Origin of the sequence: Xanthomonas hortorum (assembly GCF_024339125.1) — a bacterium.
Lineage (GTDB): Bacteria > Pseudomonadota > Gammaproteobacteria > Xanthomonadales > Xanthomonadaceae > Xanthomonas > Xanthomonas hortorum.
Window position 1 is genome coordinate 3,346,247 of record NZ_CP101417.1, and the last position, 19,612, is coordinate 3,365,858.

14 protein-coding genes and 1 tRNA gene are annotated in these 19,612 nt (G+C 64.1%); 6 read left to right on the forward strand and 9 right to left on the reverse strand.

What is annotated here, in order from left to right; all coding sequences use genetic code 11:
- Nucleotides 1-403: 403 nt before the first annotated feature.
- From metH to NMB96_RS14405, 4 genes are read right to left on the reverse strand one after another with little or no spacing between them, the layout of a single operon-like run.
- On the reverse strand, nucleotides 404-3,157 hold the full coding sequence (gene metH / locus NMB96_RS14390) for a methionine synthase (RefSeq protein ID WP_255085073.1): 2,754 nt from the start codon (nucleotides 3,155-3,157) through the stop codon (nucleotides 404-406).
- Nucleotides 3,154-3,384, reverse strand: a complete 231-nt coding sequence (locus NMB96_RS14395; protein WP_255085074.1) for a hypothetical protein — start codon at nucleotides 3,382-3,384, stop codon at nucleotides 3,154-3,156. Before NMB96_RS14395 ends, metH begins: the two co-directional genes overlap by 4 nt.
- Nucleotides 3,381-4,526 carry a homocysteine S-methyltransferase family protein gene (locus tag NMB96_RS14400; protein ID WP_023903576.1) on the reverse strand — a complete coding sequence of 382 codons (1,146 nt, stop codon included), beginning with the start codon at nucleotides 4,524-4,526 and terminating at the stop codon, nucleotides 3,381-3,383. Before NMB96_RS14400 ends, NMB96_RS14395 begins: the two co-directional genes overlap by 4 nt.
- Nucleotides 4,523-5,518, reverse strand: a complete 996-nt coding sequence (locus NMB96_RS14405; RefSeq protein ID WP_023903577.1) for an ArsR/SmtB family transcription factor — start codon at nucleotides 5,516-5,518, stop codon at nucleotides 4,523-4,525. Before NMB96_RS14405 ends, NMB96_RS14400 begins: the two co-directional genes overlap by 4 nt.
- Nucleotides 5,519-5,670: 152 nt before the next feature.
- On the opposite strand from NMB96_RS14405, the gene NMB96_RS14410 reads away from it, so the two are divergent.
- Together NMB96_RS14410 and NMB96_RS14415 are read left to right on the forward strand one after the other, a co-directional pair.
- Nucleotides 5,671-6,789 carry an acyl-CoA dehydrogenase family protein gene (locus NMB96_RS14410; protein ID WP_225970193.1) on the forward strand — a complete coding sequence of 373 codons (1,119 nt, stop codon included), beginning with the start codon at nucleotides 5,671-5,673 and terminating at the stop codon, nucleotides 6,787-6,789.
- Nucleotides 6,790-7,127: 338 nt separating this feature from the next.
- Complete coding sequence (locus NMB96_RS14415; RefSeq protein WP_255085075.1) at nucleotides 7,128-8,651, forward strand: platelet-activating factor acetylhydrolase IB subunit; 1,524 nt, start codon at nucleotides 7,128-7,130, stop codon at nucleotides 8,649-8,651.
- A gap of 120 nt (nucleotides 8,652-8,771) precedes the next feature.
- On the opposite strand, the gene NMB96_RS14420 is transcribed toward NMB96_RS14415, so the two are convergent.
- Nucleotides 8,772-8,858: transfer RNA gene (locus NMB96_RS14420), tRNA-Leu, on the reverse strand.
- A gap of 121 nt (nucleotides 8,859-8,979) precedes the next feature.
- Between NMB96_RS14420 and rnr the strand changes: the two genes are divergently transcribed.
- From rnr to NMB96_RS14440, 4 genes are all read left to right on the forward strand, one after another.
- Entirely contained in the window at nucleotides 8,980-11,535 is a 2,556-nt protein-coding gene (gene rnr, locus NMB96_RS14425) for a ribonuclease R (RefSeq protein ID WP_176341008.1), read from the forward strand.
- Nucleotides 11,536-11,676: 141 nt separating this feature from the next.
- Nucleotides 11,677-12,150 carry a GFA family protein gene (locus NMB96_RS14430; protein WP_043889130.1) on the forward strand — a complete coding sequence of 158 codons (474 nt, stop codon included), beginning with the start codon at nucleotides 11,677-11,679 and terminating at the stop codon, nucleotides 12,148-12,150.
- A gap of 214 nt (nucleotides 12,151-12,364) precedes the next feature.
- Nucleotides 12,365-13,114, forward strand: a complete 750-nt coding sequence (rlmB, locus tag NMB96_RS14435; protein ID WP_006450313.1) for a 23S rRNA (guanosine(2251)-2'-O)-methyltransferase RlmB — start codon at nucleotides 12,365-12,367, stop codon at nucleotides 13,112-13,114.
- 254 nt (nucleotides 13,115-13,368) lie between these two features.
- A complete protein-coding gene (locus NMB96_RS14440) occupies nucleotides 13,369-16,413 on the forward strand; it encodes a ligand-binding sensor domain-containing diguanylate cyclase (RefSeq protein WP_255085077.1) in 3,045 nt (1,014 codons plus the stop codon).
- A gap of 188 nt (nucleotides 16,414-16,601) precedes the next feature.
- On the opposite strand, the gene rnt is transcribed toward NMB96_RS14440, so the two are convergent.
- From rnt to pstB, 4 genes are all read right to left on the reverse strand, one after another.
- Nucleotides 16,602-17,243 (reverse strand): ribonuclease T, encoded by a 642-nt coding sequence (gene rnt, locus NMB96_RS14445; protein WP_255085078.1) that lies wholly within the window; start codon nucleotides 17,241-17,243, stop codon nucleotides 16,602-16,604.
- 141 nt (nucleotides 17,244-17,384) lie between these two features.
- The gene (locus NMB96_RS14450) at nucleotides 17,385-17,795 is read right to left on the reverse strand and encodes an RcnB family protein (RefSeq protein WP_255085079.1); all 411 of its coding nucleotides are present in this window, start codon (nucleotides 17,793-17,795) and stop codon (nucleotides 17,385-17,387) included.
- Between the two features lie 131 nt (nucleotides 17,796-17,926).
- Nucleotides 17,927-18,631, reverse strand: coding sequence for a phosphate signaling complex protein PhoU (gene phoU, locus NMB96_RS14455; RefSeq protein WP_255085080.1), 705 nt, complete (start codon nucleotides 18,629-18,631; stop codon nucleotides 17,927-17,929).
- Between the two features lie 128 nt (nucleotides 18,632-18,759).
- Nucleotides 18,760-19,590 carry a phosphate ABC transporter ATP-binding protein PstB gene (gene pstB / locus NMB96_RS14460; RefSeq protein ID WP_023903589.1) on the reverse strand — a complete coding sequence of 277 codons (831 nt, stop codon included), beginning with the start codon at nucleotides 19,588-19,590 and terminating at the stop codon, nucleotides 18,760-18,762.
- Nucleotides 19,591-19,612: the final 22 nt, after the last annotated feature.

Genomic DNA, 19,612 nt, shown 5'->3' on the forward strand with positions numbered 1-19,612 from the left:
GTTCAATGACTTCAAGACGCCGAGATATCTACTCGGAGTCGTCGTTTAGCTGCAGTCAGACGTTGAGGTCAGAAGCTTAGTCGGTCGAGGGCGCGGTGCCCTCACCGCTTGCCGGACACGCCGCAAGTACATCCGTGTAGGCTCGGTGGCGGCATCCATGCCGCCACACGGTCCCGCAAGCGGCGAGGACACCGCACCAGACAGTTTGCCGGCTGTTTTATTGAAAACCCTGCACACCGACCATCTTGACTGGCCCTTGCCCGCCCACCGTCGCGGGACCTTACGCGGCATGGATGCCGCGTAAGAGCTTACAAGGACGTACTTGCAGCGTGTCCCGCGACGGTGGGCGGGCAAGGGCCCTGCAGCCAGGCGGCAGAGCATCCAGGCGGCAGATCAGCTGCCCTCACTCCGGGTCGTAATCCAGATTCGATGCCAACCAGCGTTCGGCCAGCGCAAGTGTGATGCCCTTGCGTTTGGCGTAATCGGCAACCTGTTCCTTGCCCACTCGCCCGACCACGAAATACTGGCTCTTGGGATGGCTGAAGTAATAGCCCGACACCGCCGCGGTAGGCAGCATCGCGAAACTTTCGGTCAGCGTCATCGTGGTGTTGCGCTCGGCGTCGAGCAGATCGAACAAGGTACGTTTTTCGCTATGTTCCGGGCATGCAGGGTAGCCGGGTGCAGGACGGACGCCGCGATAGCGCTCGGCGATCAGTGCCTCGTTGTCCAAGCCCTCGTCTTCGATGTACCCCCAGAACTCGGTACGCACACGCTGATGCAAACGCTCGGCGAGCGCTTCGGCCAGACGGTCGGCCAAGGCCTTGAGCAGGATCGCGTTGTAGTCGTCGTGCGCCGCTTCGAAACGCGCCACATGCGGGTCGATACCAATGCCGGCAGTGACCGCGAACGCACCGATCCAGTCCTGCTTGCCGCTGCTCTTGGGCGCGATGAAATCGGCCAGACAGAAGTCGGGGCGGTCGGCGGGTTTGTCGACCTGCTGGCGCAGGAAGTGCAAGAGCTGCCGGGATTGGGAATTGGGGATGTGGGATTGGCTGGGCTGCTGCGAATCTCCAATCCCGATCGCCAAATCCCGTTGGTCCGTCAGGACCACTTCCACATCATCGCCCACACTATTGGCCGGCCACAGCCCGAACACGGCCTTCGCGGTCAGCCACTTCTCGGAGACGATCGTGCGCAGCATCTTGCGCGCATCGCGATACAACTCGTTGGCCTGCGGACCGACCACTTCATCGCTGAGAATTGCCGGGAACTTGCCGGCCAGTTCCCAGGCCTGGAAGAACGGGGTCCAGTCGATCAGCTCGATCAATTCCTGCAGTGGATAGTCGTCGAACACATGCACGCCCGGCTGACGCGGGGTAGGCGGCACATAGTTGTCCCAATCGCCATCGAAACGCTGCGCGCGTGCCTTTTCCAGCGAGACCAAGCGTTTTGCATCGCCACGATTTCTGTGGCGGGTACGGATCTCCGCGTAGTCGGCATCGTTGGCGGCCACGAACGCCTGGCGCAGATCGCGCGAGATCAGCGACTGCGCAACGCCCACTGCGCGCGAGGCGTCCTTCACCCACACGGTGGGCGCTTTGTAATGTGGGTCGATCTTCAGTGCGGTGTGCGCGCGCGAGGTAGTGGCGCCACCGATCAACAACGGAATCTCGAATCCCTGTCGCTGCATCTCGCGTGCAACATGCGACATCTCTTCCAGCGACGGCGTGATCAAGCCGGATAGCCCGATCAGATCGGCATTCTCCGCACGCGCCCGGTCCAGGATCACCTGCGCGGAGACCATCACGCCCAGATCCACCACGTCGAAGTTATTGCACGCCAACACCACCCCGACGATGTTCTTGCCGATGTCGTGCACGTCGCCCTTGACGGTGGCCATGATGATCTTGCCATTGGACTTGCCGATATCGCCGGTGCGCAGTTTTTCCGCTTCGATATACGGCAACAGATACGCCACCGCTTTCTTCATCACACGTGCGGATTTGACCACCTGGGGCAGGAACATCTTGCCCGCGCCGAACAGGTCGCCGACCACGTTCATGCCGTCCATCAGCGGACCTTCGATCACATCCAGCGGGCGCGTGGATTGCTGCCGCGCTTCTTCGGTATCGGTTTCCACGAACGCATCGATGCCATGCACCAGCGCATGCGCCAGGCGTGCGCGCACCGGCTTCTCGCGCCAGGCCAGGTCTTCGACCTTGGCGGCGCCCTTGCTGCCCTTGTAGCGCTCTGCAATTTCCAGCAAGCGTTCGGTGCCGTCCTTGCGACGGTTGAGGATCACATCCTCCACGCGCTCGCGCAGCTCCGGGTCCAGTTCGTCGTAGATCGGCATGCCGCCGGCATTGACGATGCCCATGTCCATGCCGGCCTTGATCGCATGGAACAGGAACACCGAATGGATCGCCTGGCGCACCATTTCGTTGCCGCGGAACGAAAACGACACATTGGAAACGCCGCCGGAAATATGGCAATGCGGCAGCGTGCGCTTGATCTGCCGGGTGGCCTCGATGAAGTCCACCGCGTAGTTGTCGTGCTCCTCGATACCGGTGGCGACGGCAAAGATATTCGGGTCGAAAATGATGTCTTCCGGCGGAAATCCCACCTGCTCGGTCAGCACTTTGTAGGCGCGCGTGCAGATCTCGACCTTGCGTGCACAGGTGTCGGCCTGGCCCACTTCATCGAAAGCCATCACCACTGCGGCTGCGCCATAGCGCAGCACCTTGCGCGCCTGTTCGATGAATTGCGCTTCGCCTTCCTTGAGCGAGATCGAGTTGACCACGCTCTTGCCCTGCAGGCACTTCAAACCGGCTTCGATCACGCTCCACTTGGACGAATCCACCATCACCGGAATGCGTGCGATGTCCGGCTCGGACATGATCAGGTTGAGAAAGCGCGTCATCGCTTTTTCGGAATCGATCAGGCCCTCGTCCATGTTGACGTCGAGGATCTGCGCACCGCTGGCGACCTGCTGGCGCGCGACCTCCACCGCTTCTTCGTAACGCTCTTCCTTGATCAGCTTGCGGAACTGCGCGCTGCCGGTGACGTTGGTGCGCTCGCCTACGTTGATGAACAGCAGATCCGGGGTGATGACCAGCGGCTCCAGGCCGGACAGGCGGGTGTAGCGGGGAGTGCTCATGCGATGCTCTGGTGGGCGTCGGACGTAGCGAATGTCCAGGCGAGGCGATGATGATTGGTGGTCGGCAGGGCGCGGATCGCGATGGCCCTTATCCGCCCTTTGGACACCTTCTTCCACTCGCGGGAGAAGGGAGCTTTCGTCCACGTGCCGAGCAATGTGCCGTCCTTCTTCCGCGAGCGGGAGAAGGTGGAACGCAGCGCCGGATGAGGGCCCACGTGCTGCATCACGCCGCCAGCTCCTGCGCACCCGGCAGCTGCCGCGGCGGCAGATCGGCCACCGCTTCGGCAATCGCGCGGATGTGATCCGGCGAGGTGCCGCAGCAGCCGCCGACCAGATTGAGCAGGCCGGCTTGCGCAAATTCGCGCAAGGTTGCGGCCATTTCTTCCGGGCTTTCGTCGTACTCGCCGAAGGCATTCGGCAGGCCGGCATTGGGATGCGCGCTGACATAGGCATCGGCGATCTGCGACAGCGTTTCCACATGCGGGCGCAGATCCTTGGCGCCAAGCGCACAGTTCAAGCCCACCGACAGCGGCCGCCCGTGCGCAACCGAGGCATAGAACGCCTCTGCCGTTTGGCCAGACAAGGTGCGACCTGAGGCGTCGGTGATGGTGCCGGAGATCATCACCGGCAAGCGCCCGCCGCGTGCTTCGAACACTTCTTCGATCGCATACAGCGCGGCCTTGGCGTTGAGCGTGTCGAAGATGGTTTCCACCATCAGCGTGTCGGCGCCGCCGTCGATCAGGCCGTCGATGGCCTCGCGATAGGTCTCGCGCAGCGCATCGAAACTGGTGTTGCGATATCCGGGGTCATTGACGTCCGGGCTGATCGATGCGGTGCGGCTGGTGGGGCCGAGTACGCCGATCACAAAGCGCGGCTTGTGCGGAGTGAGCGCTTCGACCTCGTCGCAGCACGCACGCGCAACCTGTGCGCCGGCCTTGTTCAATTCGTACACCAAGTGTTCGAGGTGATAGTCGGCCTGACTCACCGAGGTCGCATTGAAGGTGTTGGTTTCCAGCAGATCGGCACCGGCATCCAGATAGGCGCGATGGATGCCGGCGATGATCTCCGGGCGCGACAGCAGCAACAGGTCGTTGTTGCCTTTCAGGTCGTGGCCTTGCGGAGCGTGCGAGTGATCACAACCGGGCCCGTGCACATGCACCTGTGCGCTGTCGTAGCCGTCGGCAAAGCGGGTGCCGCGATAGTCGGGTTCCTGCAGATCATGGCGTTGGATCATGGTGCCCATCGCGCCGTCGATGATGAGGATGCGCTCGCGCAACGCAGCGCTGAGTTTTTCGGCGCGCTCGGGATGCAGCCAGGGCAGTGAGAACGAGAGTGGGGAGTGGGGATTAGGGATTGGCGTAGGCGTCATGATCCAGTTCTCCGCGAGTCAATGCTCTTGCTTTCATCCAATCCCGAATCCCGACTCACCACTCCCGGCTTCATCGCAATCAACGAGATCACTTCGAAATGCGGCGGGCGCTTCTCGCGCGTCACCGTCTCCAGGCTGGAGACGTCCAGCCCGGCTTTCTCGGCGAACTTGCGCAATTCCTTGGATGCAAAACCGAGATTGACGTGGCCATAGGCATGCACCGCGGCGCGATGTTCGTGCTTGGCCAGGCTGCACAACAGCAAACGGCCACCGGGGCGCAGCACGCGCGCGGATTCGGCCACCGCCTGCGCCGGCTTGGCCGCGTAGGTGAGCGCATGCATCAGCACCACCAGGTCGAAGCTGGCATCGGGGAACGGCAGCGCATGCATGTCGCCTTCGCGCACTTCCACATTGCGCAGCTTACGCAGGCGTTCGCTGGCGGCGGCGACCACGCGCGCGCTGGTGTCGATGCAGATGTAGCGGGTGGCGTGCGGGGCCACCAACTCGGCCAGCACGCCGTCGCCGGAGGCGATGTCGAGCACGTCTCCGGTTTCCAGCAAGGGCAGGGCGGTGCGCGCCAGCGCTTCCCAGGTGCGCCCGGGCGAGTAATGCCGCTCCATGTCGCCGGCCACCGAATCGGCCCAGTTCTGGTCGGCGGCGCGGTTGGCCAGCACGGCGGCCACGCGTTCGGCGTCCTGGCGCAACAGCGGGTCGTCGCTGCCGGTGCTCAGCGCCAGCCACAACGCGCGCTGCGCCGGGTCCAGCGACACCTCGTCGAAGCGGTAATAGGCCGAGACGCCGGCGCGGCGGTCGCGTACCAGCCCGGCTTCCTTGAGCTTGGCCAAGTGGGTGGACACGCGCGGCTGGGCCAGACGGGTGATGGCCGACAGCTCGGCCACGGTGAGTTCTTCCTGCTCAAGCAAGGTCAGCAGGCGTACTCGGGTGGCGTCGGCAAACACCTTCAGGCGCGCCGACCAGTCTTCCAGATCCATGAATATCTCTATATCGCGATATGGAGATATTTTCGGCCGGGCGGGGTGTGGGGTCAACTACATACGCATGCGAATGGTTGTGGCTACAATGGGCGCTCAGCCTAGGCCTGGAGGGATGCGACGTGGATTTCAGCTTTACCGAAGAACAATTGATGATCCAGGATGTGGCGCGCCGCATCGCCCAGGAAAAGATCGCCCCCAGCGCCGAGCAGTTCGACCGCAGCGGCGAGTTCCCGCTGGAGAACATCCGCCTGCTCGGCGAGAACGGCCTGATGGGCATCGAAGTACCGGCCGAGTACGGTGGCGCCGGCATGGACCCGATCAGCTACGCGCTGGCGATGATCGAAATTGCTGCCGCCGACGGCGCGCACTCCACCATCGTGTCGGTCAACAATTCGCTGTTCTGCACCGGTATTTTGAAGAATGGCAGCGAGGCGCAGAAGCAGCTGTACGTGCGTGCGATTGCCGAAGGCGCGCAGATCGGCGCGTTCGCGCTGACCGAGCCGCAGTCCGGTTCGGATGCCTCGGCGATGCGCTGCCGCGCGGTCAAACAGGCCGATGGCAGCTTCGTGATCAACGGCAAGAAGAGCTGGATCACCTCCGGCCCGGTCGCCAAGTACATCGTGCTGTTTGCAGTGACCGAGCCAGACAAGGGCTCGCGCGGCATCACCGCCTTTATGGTGGACGCCGATCGCGCCGGCTTCCATCGCGGCAAGACCGAACCCAAGCTCGGCATCCGTGCCTCGGCCACCTGCGAGATCGAGTTTGCCGATTACATCGCGCAGCCCGACGAGGTGCTGGGCCTGGAGGGCGAGGGCTTCAAGACTGCGATGAGCGTGCTCGACGCCGGGCGCATCGGCATCGCCTCGCAGGCGGTCGGCATCGCGCGTGCGGCGTACGAGGCCACGCTGGCTTACGTGAAAGAGCGCAAGGCGTTCGGCGCGGCCATCGGCACCTTCCAGATGACCCAGGCCAAGATCGCCGACATGAAGTGTAAGCTGGATGCAGCGCTGCTGCTCACGCTGCGCGCGGCCTGGTTGAAGGGGCAGGGCCAGAAGTTCGGCACCGAAGCGGCCGTGGCCAAGCTCACCGCCTCGGAAGCGGCAATGTGGATCACCCATCAGGCCGTGCAGATCCATGGCGGTATGGGCTACTCGAAGGAAATGCCGCTGGAGCGTTACTTCCGCGATGCCAAGATCACCGAGATCTACGAAGGCACCTCGGAAATCCAAAGGCTAGTGATTGCGCGCGCCGAGACCGGCTTGCGCTGAAGCCGGCCGCATCCAGCGCTGCCGCTGGATGCGGCGACGCCATCGGCCCAAGGTGCGCAGCGGTCGATCCGGCAACGTGTTGGTGTAGGCAATTGCTTCGCACCGCCGGGTAGGAGCGCGCTTGCGCGCGATGAAGCACTATCGATAACGCTTCATCGCGCGCAAGCGCGCTCCTACGCAAGCGTTAGCGGCCTGGCATCGCAGGTGTGGTGTCAGTGGCTTGGCGCCGGCACACGGTAAGTACTTCACAGCGCTACAAAGCGGATGGCTGCGTCCGCGCTTGTCGGGTGCGGCGCGCGCGGATCACAATCGCTGCTTCTCCAGCCTCTGGTGCGCGCATGCTCCGCTCTTCGCACGCTGTGTTTCCTCGCTTTTCGCTGTCTGCCATTGCGCCCGTGCTTGTGTGCTGGGGGCTGTTGTTGGTCTGCGGCGTGGCAAGTGCACAAACGCCACCGCCCTCGATCGTACCCACCGACCGCTTGCAGGAAGCCTGGTGGGCGCAACGACACGCGCAGGTGCTGGAGCAGGTCAAACAGCACGCCGACACGCCGCTGCTGTTGATCGGCGATTCGATCACCCAGAACTACGAAAAAGCGAAGGCGCCGGACGAACAATTCCAGCCGACCTGGCAGACCTTCTACGGCAGCCGCGGCGCGCTCAATCTGGGCTTCAGCGGCGACGGCACCGAGAACGTGTTGTGGCGGCTGGCCAATGGCGAGGTCGACGGTCTGCAACCCAAGGTTGCCCTGGTGCTGATCGGCACCAACAACACCGGCCATCTCGGCCAGACCGCCGAGCAGACTCAGCTGGGCATCGATGCGGTGGTCGCGGCGATCGAACAAAAACTGCCGCGCACGCACATTCTGTTGGTGAGCGTGCTGCCCAGCGATATTTCCAGCGAAAAATCGCGCCGCGATGCGCAGATCAATCAAGGCCTGGCAGTGCGTTATGGCGACAATCCGCGTGTCACTTATCTGGATGTGGGGTCGATCTTTCTGCGTGACGGCAAGCTGCGCACCGAGTTGTTTTACGACACGCGCTTCCGGCCGCCAGCCGGCGCCTTGCATCCGGACACCCATGGCCAGCGCATGCTTGCCGAAGCGATCGAACCGACCCTGGCCCGATTGCTGGGCGAGTCGCCGGTCAAGCCGGTCGCCGAACTCGGCCGCGAGTTTGCGACCTCGCTGATTCCGGTCGACTGGCTGGAACAGGACTCGTACGACTGGTACGCCCGCCACCATGCGGCGCTCGCCGCAGCGCGCACATTGAAGCCGGACGTGGTGGTGATCGGCGACTCGATCACGCATTTCTGGGCTGGCCCACCGCAGGCCACGCGCGTGAGTGGCGCGCAATCGTGGCAGTGGTTGTACGGCTCGCGGCCGGTGCTGAATCTGGGCTTCGGCTGGGACCGCACCCAGAACGTGCTGTGGCGGATCCGCCAGGGCGAGCTCGACGGTCTGGATCCGCAATGGGTGGTGCTGCATCTCGGCACCAATAACCTCACCGGCACCGCGCAATCGCGCGCGAGCACGCCGGCCGAGGCCGCGCTGGGCGTGGAGGCGGTGGTGAACGAAGTGCGTGGCCGCTTGCCCAACAGCAAGCTGATCCTGATGGCGATCATGCCGCGCGGCCGCCATGCGGGTGACGCGCAACGCGCACCGATCGCCGAGACCAACCGCTTGCTGGCCGCGCGCTATGCCAAGGATCCGTCAGTGCGTCTGGTCGATATCGGCAAGCAACTGCTGCAGCCCGACGGGACCTTGCCCGAGGCGCTGATGCCCGACGGCACGCACCCCAGTGAGGCCGGTTATGCGATCTGGGCGAAGGCCTTGCGCGAGGCGGGCATTACGGCCTTGCCGTAACGATAATGTCAGCAGCAGCTTCGAATGAGGCTGCTGTCGGTCAAGCCGTGTAGCAGCACTCAAGCATTTTCAGACCCCAGAAACCAGAAGACCCCCGATCGCTCGGAGGTCTTTTTAAACTGGTGCCCAGAAGAGGACTCGAACCTCCACGAAGTTGCCCCCGCTAGCACCTGAAGCTAGTGCGTCTACCAATTCCGCCACCTGGGCAAGGTGAGCCGCGAATTTTGCAGGCTCCTGGCGGCCTTGTCAACGGGTGAACACGGCGATCTGCGCCTGGACGGGCCGGCTTTCAGCCCACATCGCGGCTGCACGGGGTAATATGGTGGCAATGACCAAGAAAAACACCCCAGATTCCGATCGGCCGAGTCGCCGCAATTCCGCCAACACTGGCGAGCCCACCACCGCCGAAAAACAGAAGTTGCCGGGGTGGATGCCTGACTTCCTGGTTCGCGCCGCCGCTGGCGCCTCGACCAAGTCCGCAAACAAGCGCGCTGCCGATAAAGCCGCGCAAGCCTCGCCGGAGCTGCAAGTAGCGCCACCGCTGCCTGAGCCGCCGGCTCCGCGCGCACCGCATCCGCGCAAGAGCGGCCCGCCTGCGCCGCCGCCGGAACGCCTTCAGTCCGTCCAGCCTGCAGCTGTCACTGCTTCTCCCGCTGCCGCCGCTGAGTTCAAGGATCCGCACGCCGATCGCGAAGCACTGCGCTACGCCGAGCCGATCGCCAGCCGCGAGGCCATCCTGCAGCTGCTCGAAGCCTGCGACGGCCCGCAGACCGCCGAAGAAATCGCCGAGCAGTTGCATCTGAGCGACCGCATCGACGCGTTGGGCAAGCGCCTGTCCGCGATGGTGCGCGAAGCGCAGCTGGTGCAGAACCGCCGTGGCGGCTACGCGCCGGTGCAGCAGACCAGCCTGATCGCCGGCGTGGTGATCGCCAATCCGGAAGGCTTCGGCTTCCTCAAGCCGGATGAAGGCGGCGACGACCTGTTCCTGCCGCCGTACGAAATGCGCAAGGTCATGCACGGCGATCGTGCGCTGGCCAACGTCACCGGTATCGACCGCCGCGGCCGTCGCGAAGGTGCGATTGCACGCGTGCTCGAACGCCGCATGTCGCGCATGCTCGGGCGTTTCTTCTACGAGCATGGCGTGGCCTATGTCGACCCTGACGACAAGCGCGTGCAACGCAATGTGCAGATCGCACCGGACGGCATCGGTGAAGCGCGCGAAGGGCAGTTGGTGGTGTGCGAGCTGATCGCGCCACCGGATGCGCGTCGTCCGGCGATCGGCAAGATCATCGCGGTGCTCGGCGACAAGCTGACCCCGTCGCTGGTAGTGGAAATGGCCATCCACGGCCACGAGCTGCCGCACGAGTTCTCGCAGGAAGTGCTGGACGAGGCCGCAGCGGTGCCGCTGGTGGTCGAGCCGCAGATGATCGGCGGGCGTGTGGACCTGCGGCAGATGCCGCTGGTCACCATCGATGGCGAAGACGCCAAGGATTTCGACGACGCGGTGTATTGCGAACCCAACGCCGACGGCTTCCGTCTGGTGGTGGCGATCGCCGACGTCTCCAACTATGTGCGTCCGGGCACGCCGCTGGACGACGAAGCGCAGAAGCGCGCCACCTCGGTGTATTTCCCGGGGTTCGTGGTGCCGATGCTGCCGGAGACGCTGTCCAACGGCATCTGCTCGCTGATGCCCAAGGTCGACCGCATGTGCTTCGTCTGCGACATGCAGGTGGGCCGCGATGGCGAAGTCACCGGCTCGCGTTTCTACGAAGCAGTGATGAACTCGCACGCGCGCCTGACCTACAACCAGGTGTGGAAGGCGGTCGGCGAAGACGATGCCGACACCAAGGCCTTTATCGGCCCGTTGCTGCCGCAGGTGCAGCGTCTGCATCAGCTGTACAACGTGCTGTCGAAGGCGCGCACGCATCGCGGCGCGATCGAGTTCGAGACCTCCGAAGTGCGCTTCGTGCTCGACAACACCGGTGAAGTCACTCAGGCCGGCATGCTGGTGCGCAACGATGCGCACAAGCTGATCGAAGAATGCATGATCGCGGCTAACGTCGAGGCCGCACGCTATCTGCTGAGCATGCATGTGCCGGCGCCGTACCGCGTGCATGAGCGGCCGCCGGAGAGCAAGTTCGAAGACCTGCTGGAGTTCCTCAAGGAATTCCAGCTGAGCCTGCCGGCATGGAGCAAGGTGCGCCCCGGCGATTACACCAAGCTGCTGAAGAAGGTGCGTGCGCGCCCCGACGCCGCGTTGCTGGAATCGGTGCTGCTGCGCAGCCAGAGCCTGGCGGTGTACTCGCCCGACAACAACGGTCACTTCGGTCTGGCGTTGGAAGCGTATGCGCACTTCACCTCGCCGATCCGGCGTTACCCGGATCTGCTGGTGCACCGCGCAATCAAGCATGCCTTGACCGGCGCCAGCCCGGAAAAATATATCTATACCCCGCGCCAGATGTCGGCATTGTCGCTGCAGTGCTCCGAGCGCGGACGGCGTGCCGACGAAGCCGAGCGCGAGGTCGACGAGCGCTATCGCGCCGCGTGGATGGAAAAGCATGTCGGCGGCCAGTTCGATGGCGTGATCAGCGGTGTGACCGGCTTCGGCCTGTTCGTCGAGTTGAACGAATCCAAGGTCAATGGCCTGGTGCATGTCACCCAGTTGCCGCAGGACTATTACCAGTTCGACCCGATCCGCAAGACGCTCAGTGGCGAACGCCGCGGTCGCGCCTTCCGCCTGGGCGACCCGGTGCGGGTGCTGGTGCTCAAGGCGAGCATGGAAGAGCGCAAGATCGACTTCCGTCTGGCCGAAGATGGCGCAGCGCCCGAAGCGCCGTTGCCGCAGCGCGAGAAGCCGGCCAAGCGCAAGAAAAAGCAGTACTAAGCGCGACGACACCATCGCGAGTCGCTGCCTGGCGGCGGCTCGCGATGCGTGCGGATCGCAAGATATGACGCTACAGGTCCTTGCGAGTCACAAGCTCGCAACGATCTCCGGTCATCCGTGTTCAACAGCGCTGAGGCAACGATGGACGCAGCACTCGAGTACAGCGGTGGCTGCCAATGCGGCGCGGTGCGTTTCCGCGTGCGCGGCAGGTTGTCGGACGCTTCGATCTGCCACTGCCGCATGTGTCAGAAAGCCTTCGGTGCCTACTACGCGCCGTTGGTCTCCGTGCGCGGCACTGAGTTCAGCTGGACACGTGGCGAGCCGAAACGCTTCGCATCTTCCTCGCTGGTGTCGCGTGGATTCTGTGCCGAATGCGGCACGCCGCTGACCTATGAGGCGCCGGATGGCATCGCCATCGCCGCCGGTGCGTTCGATACGCCCGAACGGTTGCCACCGCTGATCCAGTACGGCGTGGAGCGCAAGCTGCCCTTCGTCGATGCATTGGGTGATCTGCCGGCGCGCACCACCGAGGACAATGTGGCTGCATTGGCGTTTCTGGCCGACCTCGTGTCAAGGCAGCATCCGGATCACGATACCGAGCAGTGGCCGGTGTGAGTTCGCGCCCGCTGGCATGAGCGCACCTCGCACCGGTTCGCGACGGCCAGCGAGCGTAGGTGTCGGCAGCATCACCACGGTGCGAGCGTGATCTTCGCTCATCGCGATCCGCTACACCGCGAGCGTCTCGTCGGCACCTCCATCCGCGCCCCGGCCGTGACGTGGCAGGCCGCAGGCCCTACCATTCCCCTTTATCTCTTCGTATGCCCGCGCAATGAGCAAGCAGAATCAGTGGATCGTCGGCGTCAACGCCGTTGCCTCGTCGGTCGAGAACGACGCCGACAACGTGCGCGAGGTGTTGATCGAGGCCGGTAGCAAGAACCCGCGCCTGACCGAGATCGAAGAGCAGGCGCGCCGCAAGGGCATCGAGGTGCGTCGCGTCAACACGCAGGCGCTCGATGGTGTGGGTGGGCAGGTCCGCCACCAGGGCGTGGTCGCGCGGTACGCAGCGGCGCGGCTGTGGGCAGAAAACGAGCTCGAAGCCTTGGTGACGGCCGCCGAAGGACGTGCGCTGTTGCTGATCCTGGATGGCGTGCAGGACCCGCACAATCTCGGCGCCTGCCTGCGCAGCGCTGCCGCCGCCAGCGTCACTGCGGTGGTGATTCCCAAAGACAAGTCGGCCACCGTCAATGCCACCGTGCGCAAGACCTCGGCCGGTGCGGCCGACCGGATTCCGGTGGTCGCGGTGACCAATCTGGCGCGGTGCCTGCGCGATCTGCAGAAGCAGGGCGTGTGGCTGTACGGTCTGGCCGGCGAAGCCGAGGCGTCGCTGTACAGCGTGGACCTGCGCGGCAATGTCGGGCTCGTGCTCGGTGGCGAGGCCGATGGCCTGCGCCGGCTTACGCGCGAGCATTGCGATGGCCTGGTCAAGATTCCGATGCCGGGCGATATCGAAAGCCTCAACGTGTCGGTGGCGGCTGGTGTGACCTTGTTCGAAGCCGTGCGCCAACGCCTGGGCGCGTAATCGCATTCGCGCCTAGAGATATGCGCGCGGATTGATCGCCAGACCCAAGCCGTCTCGTTCAACACGCACGCGTCGCATGTACTCGCAACAATCGTGCAGTTGCGCGCACGATTGCGCAGATGTCGATCGCGAAGTGTTGCCGGTCGCAGACGCAACGCTTGTGCATCAGCACTTTCGACAACACGCCTATCGATTACCGACGCGCGCATGCGTTATTGCCTACCATATCGTCAGCAAACGGCGTGTTGTGTCCGATGAATCATGGGGTGGGTGCCTGTCGTACAGGCCAGAGCACGTGCGCCGTCAGGGCGCCGGCACGAGGAGATAGACAGTGGCAGCGCTGGCTCAGTGCCGGTGCCTGGTTGCTGTTGACGTTGTGCGCGTTCGCCGCGGCTGCCGCACCCGCTGCAACGGCGCAATTGCGCGACTACGCGATCGACAGCTGGAGTTCGCGCAACGGATTGCCGCACAACTCGCTACGCGATATCGCCCAGACCCACGACGGCTACCTGTGGTTCGCCACCTGGGAAGGCCTGGTGCGCTACAACGGGCTGGAATTCAGCGTGATCGATCGCAGCACGCGCCCCGGCTTGCCCGATAACGGCGTCGGCGCGTTGTATGTCGATCGCGATGGCGCACTGTGGCTGAGCGATGCACGCGGTAATCTTGTGAGTCACAGCGCCGATGGGCAATGGCGGCGCTGGGAGCGAAGAGGGCAATGGCCACAAGCGCTGATCCACGCAATGACCATGGATGCGCAAGGCCGCATGTGGTTGTTGTTCGAAGGGCACGGGCTTGGTTGCCTGTGGCCGGATGGGCGCTTCGAGTATTTCCCGCCGCGCGATGGCGTGCCGCTGCAGAGCAGCTTTCCGCGCATGCTGTTCGACGACCAGGGACGGTTGCTGATCGGCACGCTCGACGGGCTGATTTACCGCGAACTGGATGGACACATGCATCGCGCGCCTGCGGCGTTCGGCCTGCCGCCCGGCCTGGCATGGCCGTATCGCGCACCGGACGGCAGCATCTGGGTCGTCGCGGGCGAGCAGTTGTATCGCCTTCAGGGCGAACGCGCCGAGCTGATGCATCGCGTACCGGGGCAGGGACACTTCACTGCGATGCTGCAGGATCGCCATGGCGACCTGTGGCTGGGCAGCGAAAACCAGGGGTTGCTGCGGATTGGCAGTCATGGGGTGGAGCATTTGCCAGCCGGCCGTAGCCTGCCGACCGGGCGCATCGTCAGCCTGCGCGAGGATGCCGAAGGCAGCATCTGGGTCGGCGCCAATGGCGGCCTGTTCCGGCTGCGCGAAACCTTGTTCAGCAGTTACAGCCAGCGCGATGGCTTGAGCGGCGATTACGCCCGCGCGGTGCTGGAGGACCGCGACGGCAGTCTGTGGATCGCCAGCACCGCAGGCCTGGATCGCATGCTGCCAGACGGGAGCATCGTGCCGGTGCCGATTGCCATCCCGTCCGGTCGACGGCTCTCAGTGCTGAGTCTGGCGCTGGATCGGCACGGCGACCTGTGGGTGGGCACCTATGCCGATGGCGTCTTCGTGTTGCGCGACGGGTGCGTGCTGCGGCACTACGGCGAGGCCGAGGGCATTCCCAGCGGGCATATCCGCGCCATCGTGATCGACGACCACGCCGCCGACCACGCAGTGGTGTGGCTGGCCACGCAGCGCGGCGTGGTGAAGTTGGTGGACGGCAAGCGGGTGGCGTTAACGATCGATGGCCTGCCCGATGGCGTGGTGACTGCGCTGGCGCGCATCGATGGTGCGCTGTGGATTGGCTCGGTCGATGGCGCCGCGGTGCTGCGCGACGGCAAGCTGCAGCAGCTGGAATTGGAGCGCCTGGGCGGCGCACGCAGCGTGTTCGGGTTTCAAAGCATCGGCAGCGACGTCTGGATCTCGACCGATCGCGGCCTGTATCGCGTGCGCAAAGGCGCGCTCGCACGCGTGGGCCTGGAGCAGGGCATGCCGGTGGATACGGTGTTCCAGCTGGTCAAGGACCGGCTTGGCAACGCGTGGATCAGCAGCAATCGCGGCGTCCTGCGCACCGAACTCGGCACGCTCGACGCGGTTGCCGATGGACGCGGCCAGCTCGTCGTCGAACGTTATGGCGAGATCGATGGCATGGGCAACGCGCAGGCCAATGGCAGTTCCAGCCCGAGCATGATCGCGCGCGCCGACGGCTCGTTGTGGGTGGTCACTGCAGGCGGCATCAGTACGGTCGATCCATCGCGGTTGCAGCGCTTTCGCGAGCGCCGCGCGCCGCCTGCATTGATCGAGAGCGTGCAGCAGGATGGCCGCCCGCTGGCCTGGCGGCAGCAGGCGAAGCTGCCCGGCGGGCATCGCTTGAACGTGTCCTACGTCGGCATGAGTTTTCTGTTGCCGGAGCGGATCGAGTACCGCACCCGCCTGGAAGGCCTGGACAACGACTGGACCGAACGTGGCCGGCAGCGCAGCGTGGAATTCATCGGCTTGCCGCCCGGCCGCTATCGTTTGCATGTGGCGGCCCGGCACCCTGGCGGTGCTTGGAGTCCGCACGAGGCGGTGTGGGCGTTCGAGGTCTTGCCGCTGTGGTGGCAACGCCACGACGTGCGTTTTGCGGCAGTGCTGGCTGCGCTGCTTGCGCTCGCCTTGTTGTACCGGTTGCTGTTGCATCGCTACAAGACCCACAACGCGCGCCTGGCCGAACTGGTGCGCAAACGCACCGAAGATCTGCAATTGCAGGCGCAGCGCCTGCTGCAGGCCAACCAGGAAAAGAGCGAGCTGCTGACGCGGCTACGCATCAAGTCCGACGTGTTCGAGCGCCAGGCGCACGAAGACGCACTGACCGGGCTCCCCAATCGTCGCCACTTCGACGAAGCGCTGGCGCGCGACATCAGTCGCGCACGCCGCAGTGGGCGCTCGCTGGTATTGGCGATTCTGGATATCGATCACTTCAAGCGCATCAACGACCATTACTCGCATGCCAGTGGCGATGCGGTGCTGCACGAAGTGGGTGTGCTACTGATTGCCGCTGCACGTGCCTCGGATCTGCCGGCCCGGCTGGGCGGCGAAGAATTCGCCCTGCTGCTCGCCGACACTTCGCTGGAAGAGGCGCAGGCGCTATGCCTGCGTATCCGCGCGCTGTTCCATGCGCGTCAAGACTGGGGCGGCGTGGACGGCCTGCAAGTGACCTTTAGTGCCGGCGTGGCCGAGCTGCGCGATGACGACACCGGCTCATCACTGATGCAACGCGCTGACCACGCCTTGTACGAAGCCAAGAGTGCAGGGCGCGACCGGATCTGCGTGGGCTAGGCGCTGGGTATCGGGATTAGGGATTAGGGATTCGCAAAAGCGAGCTAACTAGCGCTTCCCTTCTCCTGCGGGAGAAGGTGCCCGAAGGGCGGATGAGGGTACGACCACACGCGGTGGTGCCGCCAACTGCTGATTCTTTAAGCTGAGAAACCCGCTGCTTTTGCGAATCCCCAATCCCCAATCCCAGCTCAAACGGGCCCCGGCCAGGCATTGGCAATCTTGCAAAACAACCGCGCAGTCTGCTCGGTGTCGTACACCGCGCTATGCGCATCGGCCGCATTCCAGTCCAGGCCCGCAGCTTGTGCCGCGCGCGCCAGCACGGTCTGCCCGTACGCCACACCGGCCAAGGTCACGGTGTCGAACACGCTGAACGGATGGAACGGATTGCGTTTGTGGCCTACGCGCGCGACTGCCGCGTTGAGGAAGTTCAGATCGAAATGCGCGTTGTGGCCGACCAGGATCGCGCGCTGGCAGCCGTACTTCTTCACCGCCGCACGCACCGGTGCGAACACATGATCCAGCGCGTCTTTCTCCTGCTTGGCGAAGCGGAACGGGTGGTCGAGCACGATGCCGGTGATTTCCAGCGACTTCGGGTCGATCTCCAGGCCCGGCGCCGGCACCAGATGTGCGCTGGCGGTTTCGCCCGGAAAAAAGCGACCGTCGGCATCCATTTCGATCGGCACGCAGGCGATTTCCAGCAGCGCATGTTTGTTCCAGTCGAATCCACCGGTTTCCACATCCACCACCACGGGCAGATAGCCGCGAAAGCGCCGCGACATGGGCAAAAAGGAGGAAGCAGGCTGCAGGTCGACCGGTTCGTTCATCGGCATAGCCTAGCAGGTCGCACGCCGTGCTCGATCGTAGCCAGGTGCCGGCCGCACATGCCCTGCGCGCGCAGCGCTCCGGCAAACAAAAGCCCGACCCGCGTTGCCGCGGATCGGGCCAGTTTGACGACGCATCTGACGGTTCGCTTAGTGACCGGCGACCACGCTTGCGATCAGGCCGGTGGCCACTGCAATCAGCACGTAGGTGTTGTCCACCTGGCGCCATTCGTGCCCGCGCGGCGGCTTGTTCAGATGATGCCTGTGGTAATCGGCGACGCGATTGCCGCGATGGTCCGGCGCCAGGCGCTCGCCACGCCGGTAAGGCGGGCCGCGGCGGTCGTTGCGGTGATCGTCGTTGTGGGTGCTGCGGCGATCGTCGCGCTTGTCGTCGTGCCTGTCATCACGATGGTCGTCGCGGCGGTCGTTGCCGCGATCATCGTGACGCTGTGCATTGCGGTCGCGATCATGATCGCGGTCATCGTGTTGCTGAGGCGCAGCGAACGCTGCAGCGGAGGTCAGCAGCGACAAAGCCATGAGAGATCCAATGATGCGTTTCATCTGCGTACTCCTGCGTCACAGGAACGGCCTGTGTGATTTCACCCTAGGCGTGATTAGCTGAATACGTAATGAAATAAAGCGTTTCGGCTGGTTTCAGCGTGTCGGTGGCTGTTGCCGGCACGCGTCTTGAATCAAATGACGCAGGTGGTGTCGTCGCGCTTTACTCGCGGCGGCAGCGGCTGTTCGCCATGCACCAGGAACCACACGTTCTCGGCGATGTTGGTCGCGTGGTCGCCGATGCGCTCCAGATTCTTGGCCATGAACAGCAGATGCGTGCAGGGAGTGATGTTGCGCGGGTCCTCCATCATGTAGGTCAGCAATTCGCGAAACAGCGCGGTGTACTGCGCGTCCAGGCGTGCATCTTCATCGCGTACGCGAATCGCCGCATCGGCATCCTTGTTGCGATAGGCCTGCACGGCTTCGCGCACGGCATGCGCGGCCATCTGGCCCAGCGCACGCAGGCCCACGGTCTGTGGCAGCGGCGGTGCAGAGTTGAGCGCGATCGAGCGCTTGGCCACGTTGGCCGCGTAATCGCCGATGCGTTCGATGTCGGCAGGAATACGCAGGCCGGCCAGGATCTCGCGCAGGTCGCGCGCCATCGGACCACGCAACGCCAGGCGCATCACGTCGTGGCTGATCGCATGCTCCAGCGCATCGATCGCTTCGTCGTTGACCACGATGCGATGTGCGGCGTTGTCGTCGCGACGCTCCACCACATCCAGCGCGGCTTCCAGCTGCGCCACCGCCGTGTCGCCCATGCGCACGATCTCGGCGACAAGACGGTGCTGCTCCTCGTCGTAGCTTTTGACGATATGGTCGTTGAGGTGCTGGTTCATCGTGATCTCGATTCGTGGCAGTGGTGGATGTCCGCCGTCACCTTGGCGACATCGCACGTGATGTTGATGTCGTGCCGGGCGGTGCGGCGGAGCTGCGTCAATGCGGCATTGCGATGTTTCGCCCTACATCAACCGAAACGACCGGTGATGTAATCCTCGGTCTGCTGCTTGGACGGCTGGGAAAAGATCGTTTCGGTGCGGTCGTGTTCGATCAGATCGCCCAGATACATGAAGGCGGTGTAGTCGGACACGCGCGCGGCCTGCTGCATGTTGTGGGTCACGATCACGATGGTGTATTCGCGCTTGAGTTCTTCCACCAGCTGCTCGATGCGGCTGGTGGAAATCGGATCCAGCGCCGAGGTCGGTTCGTCCAGTAGCAACACATCCGGTCGCAGCGCCACCGCACGTGCGATGCACAGGCGCTGCTGCTGACCGCCGGACAGACCCAGCGCGCTTTGCCCCAGCTTGTCCTTGACCTCGTCCCACAGCGCACCTTGACGCAGCGCCTGCTCGACACGGTTCTGCATGTCGGCCTTGGACAGTTTTTCGTGGTGGCGAATGCCGTAGGCGACGTTTTCGAAGATCGTCATCGGAAACGGCACCGGCTTCTGAAACACCATGCCGACCTTGCTGCGCAGCCGGTTCATCGGGTACTTCGGCGACAGGATGTTTTCACCGTCCAGCAGCACTTCGCCGCGCGCTTCCATCTTCGGATACAGCGCATAGATGCGATTGAAGATGCGCAACAAGGTCGACTTGCCGCAACCCGAAGGCCCGATCAGCGCGGTGACACGCTTTTCCGGAATCTCGATGTTGATGCTCTTGAGCGCGTGGTACTTGTCGTAATAGAAATCCAGATTGCGTGCGGCCACCTTCACCGGCGCCTGCGCCGTCGGCGCCCCCTTGGCGGCCGGGACAGCGATGCGATGCATCGGCTTGGCGTTTTGGAGATCGTTCATGTCGGGTGTCCGGAAGGAAAGG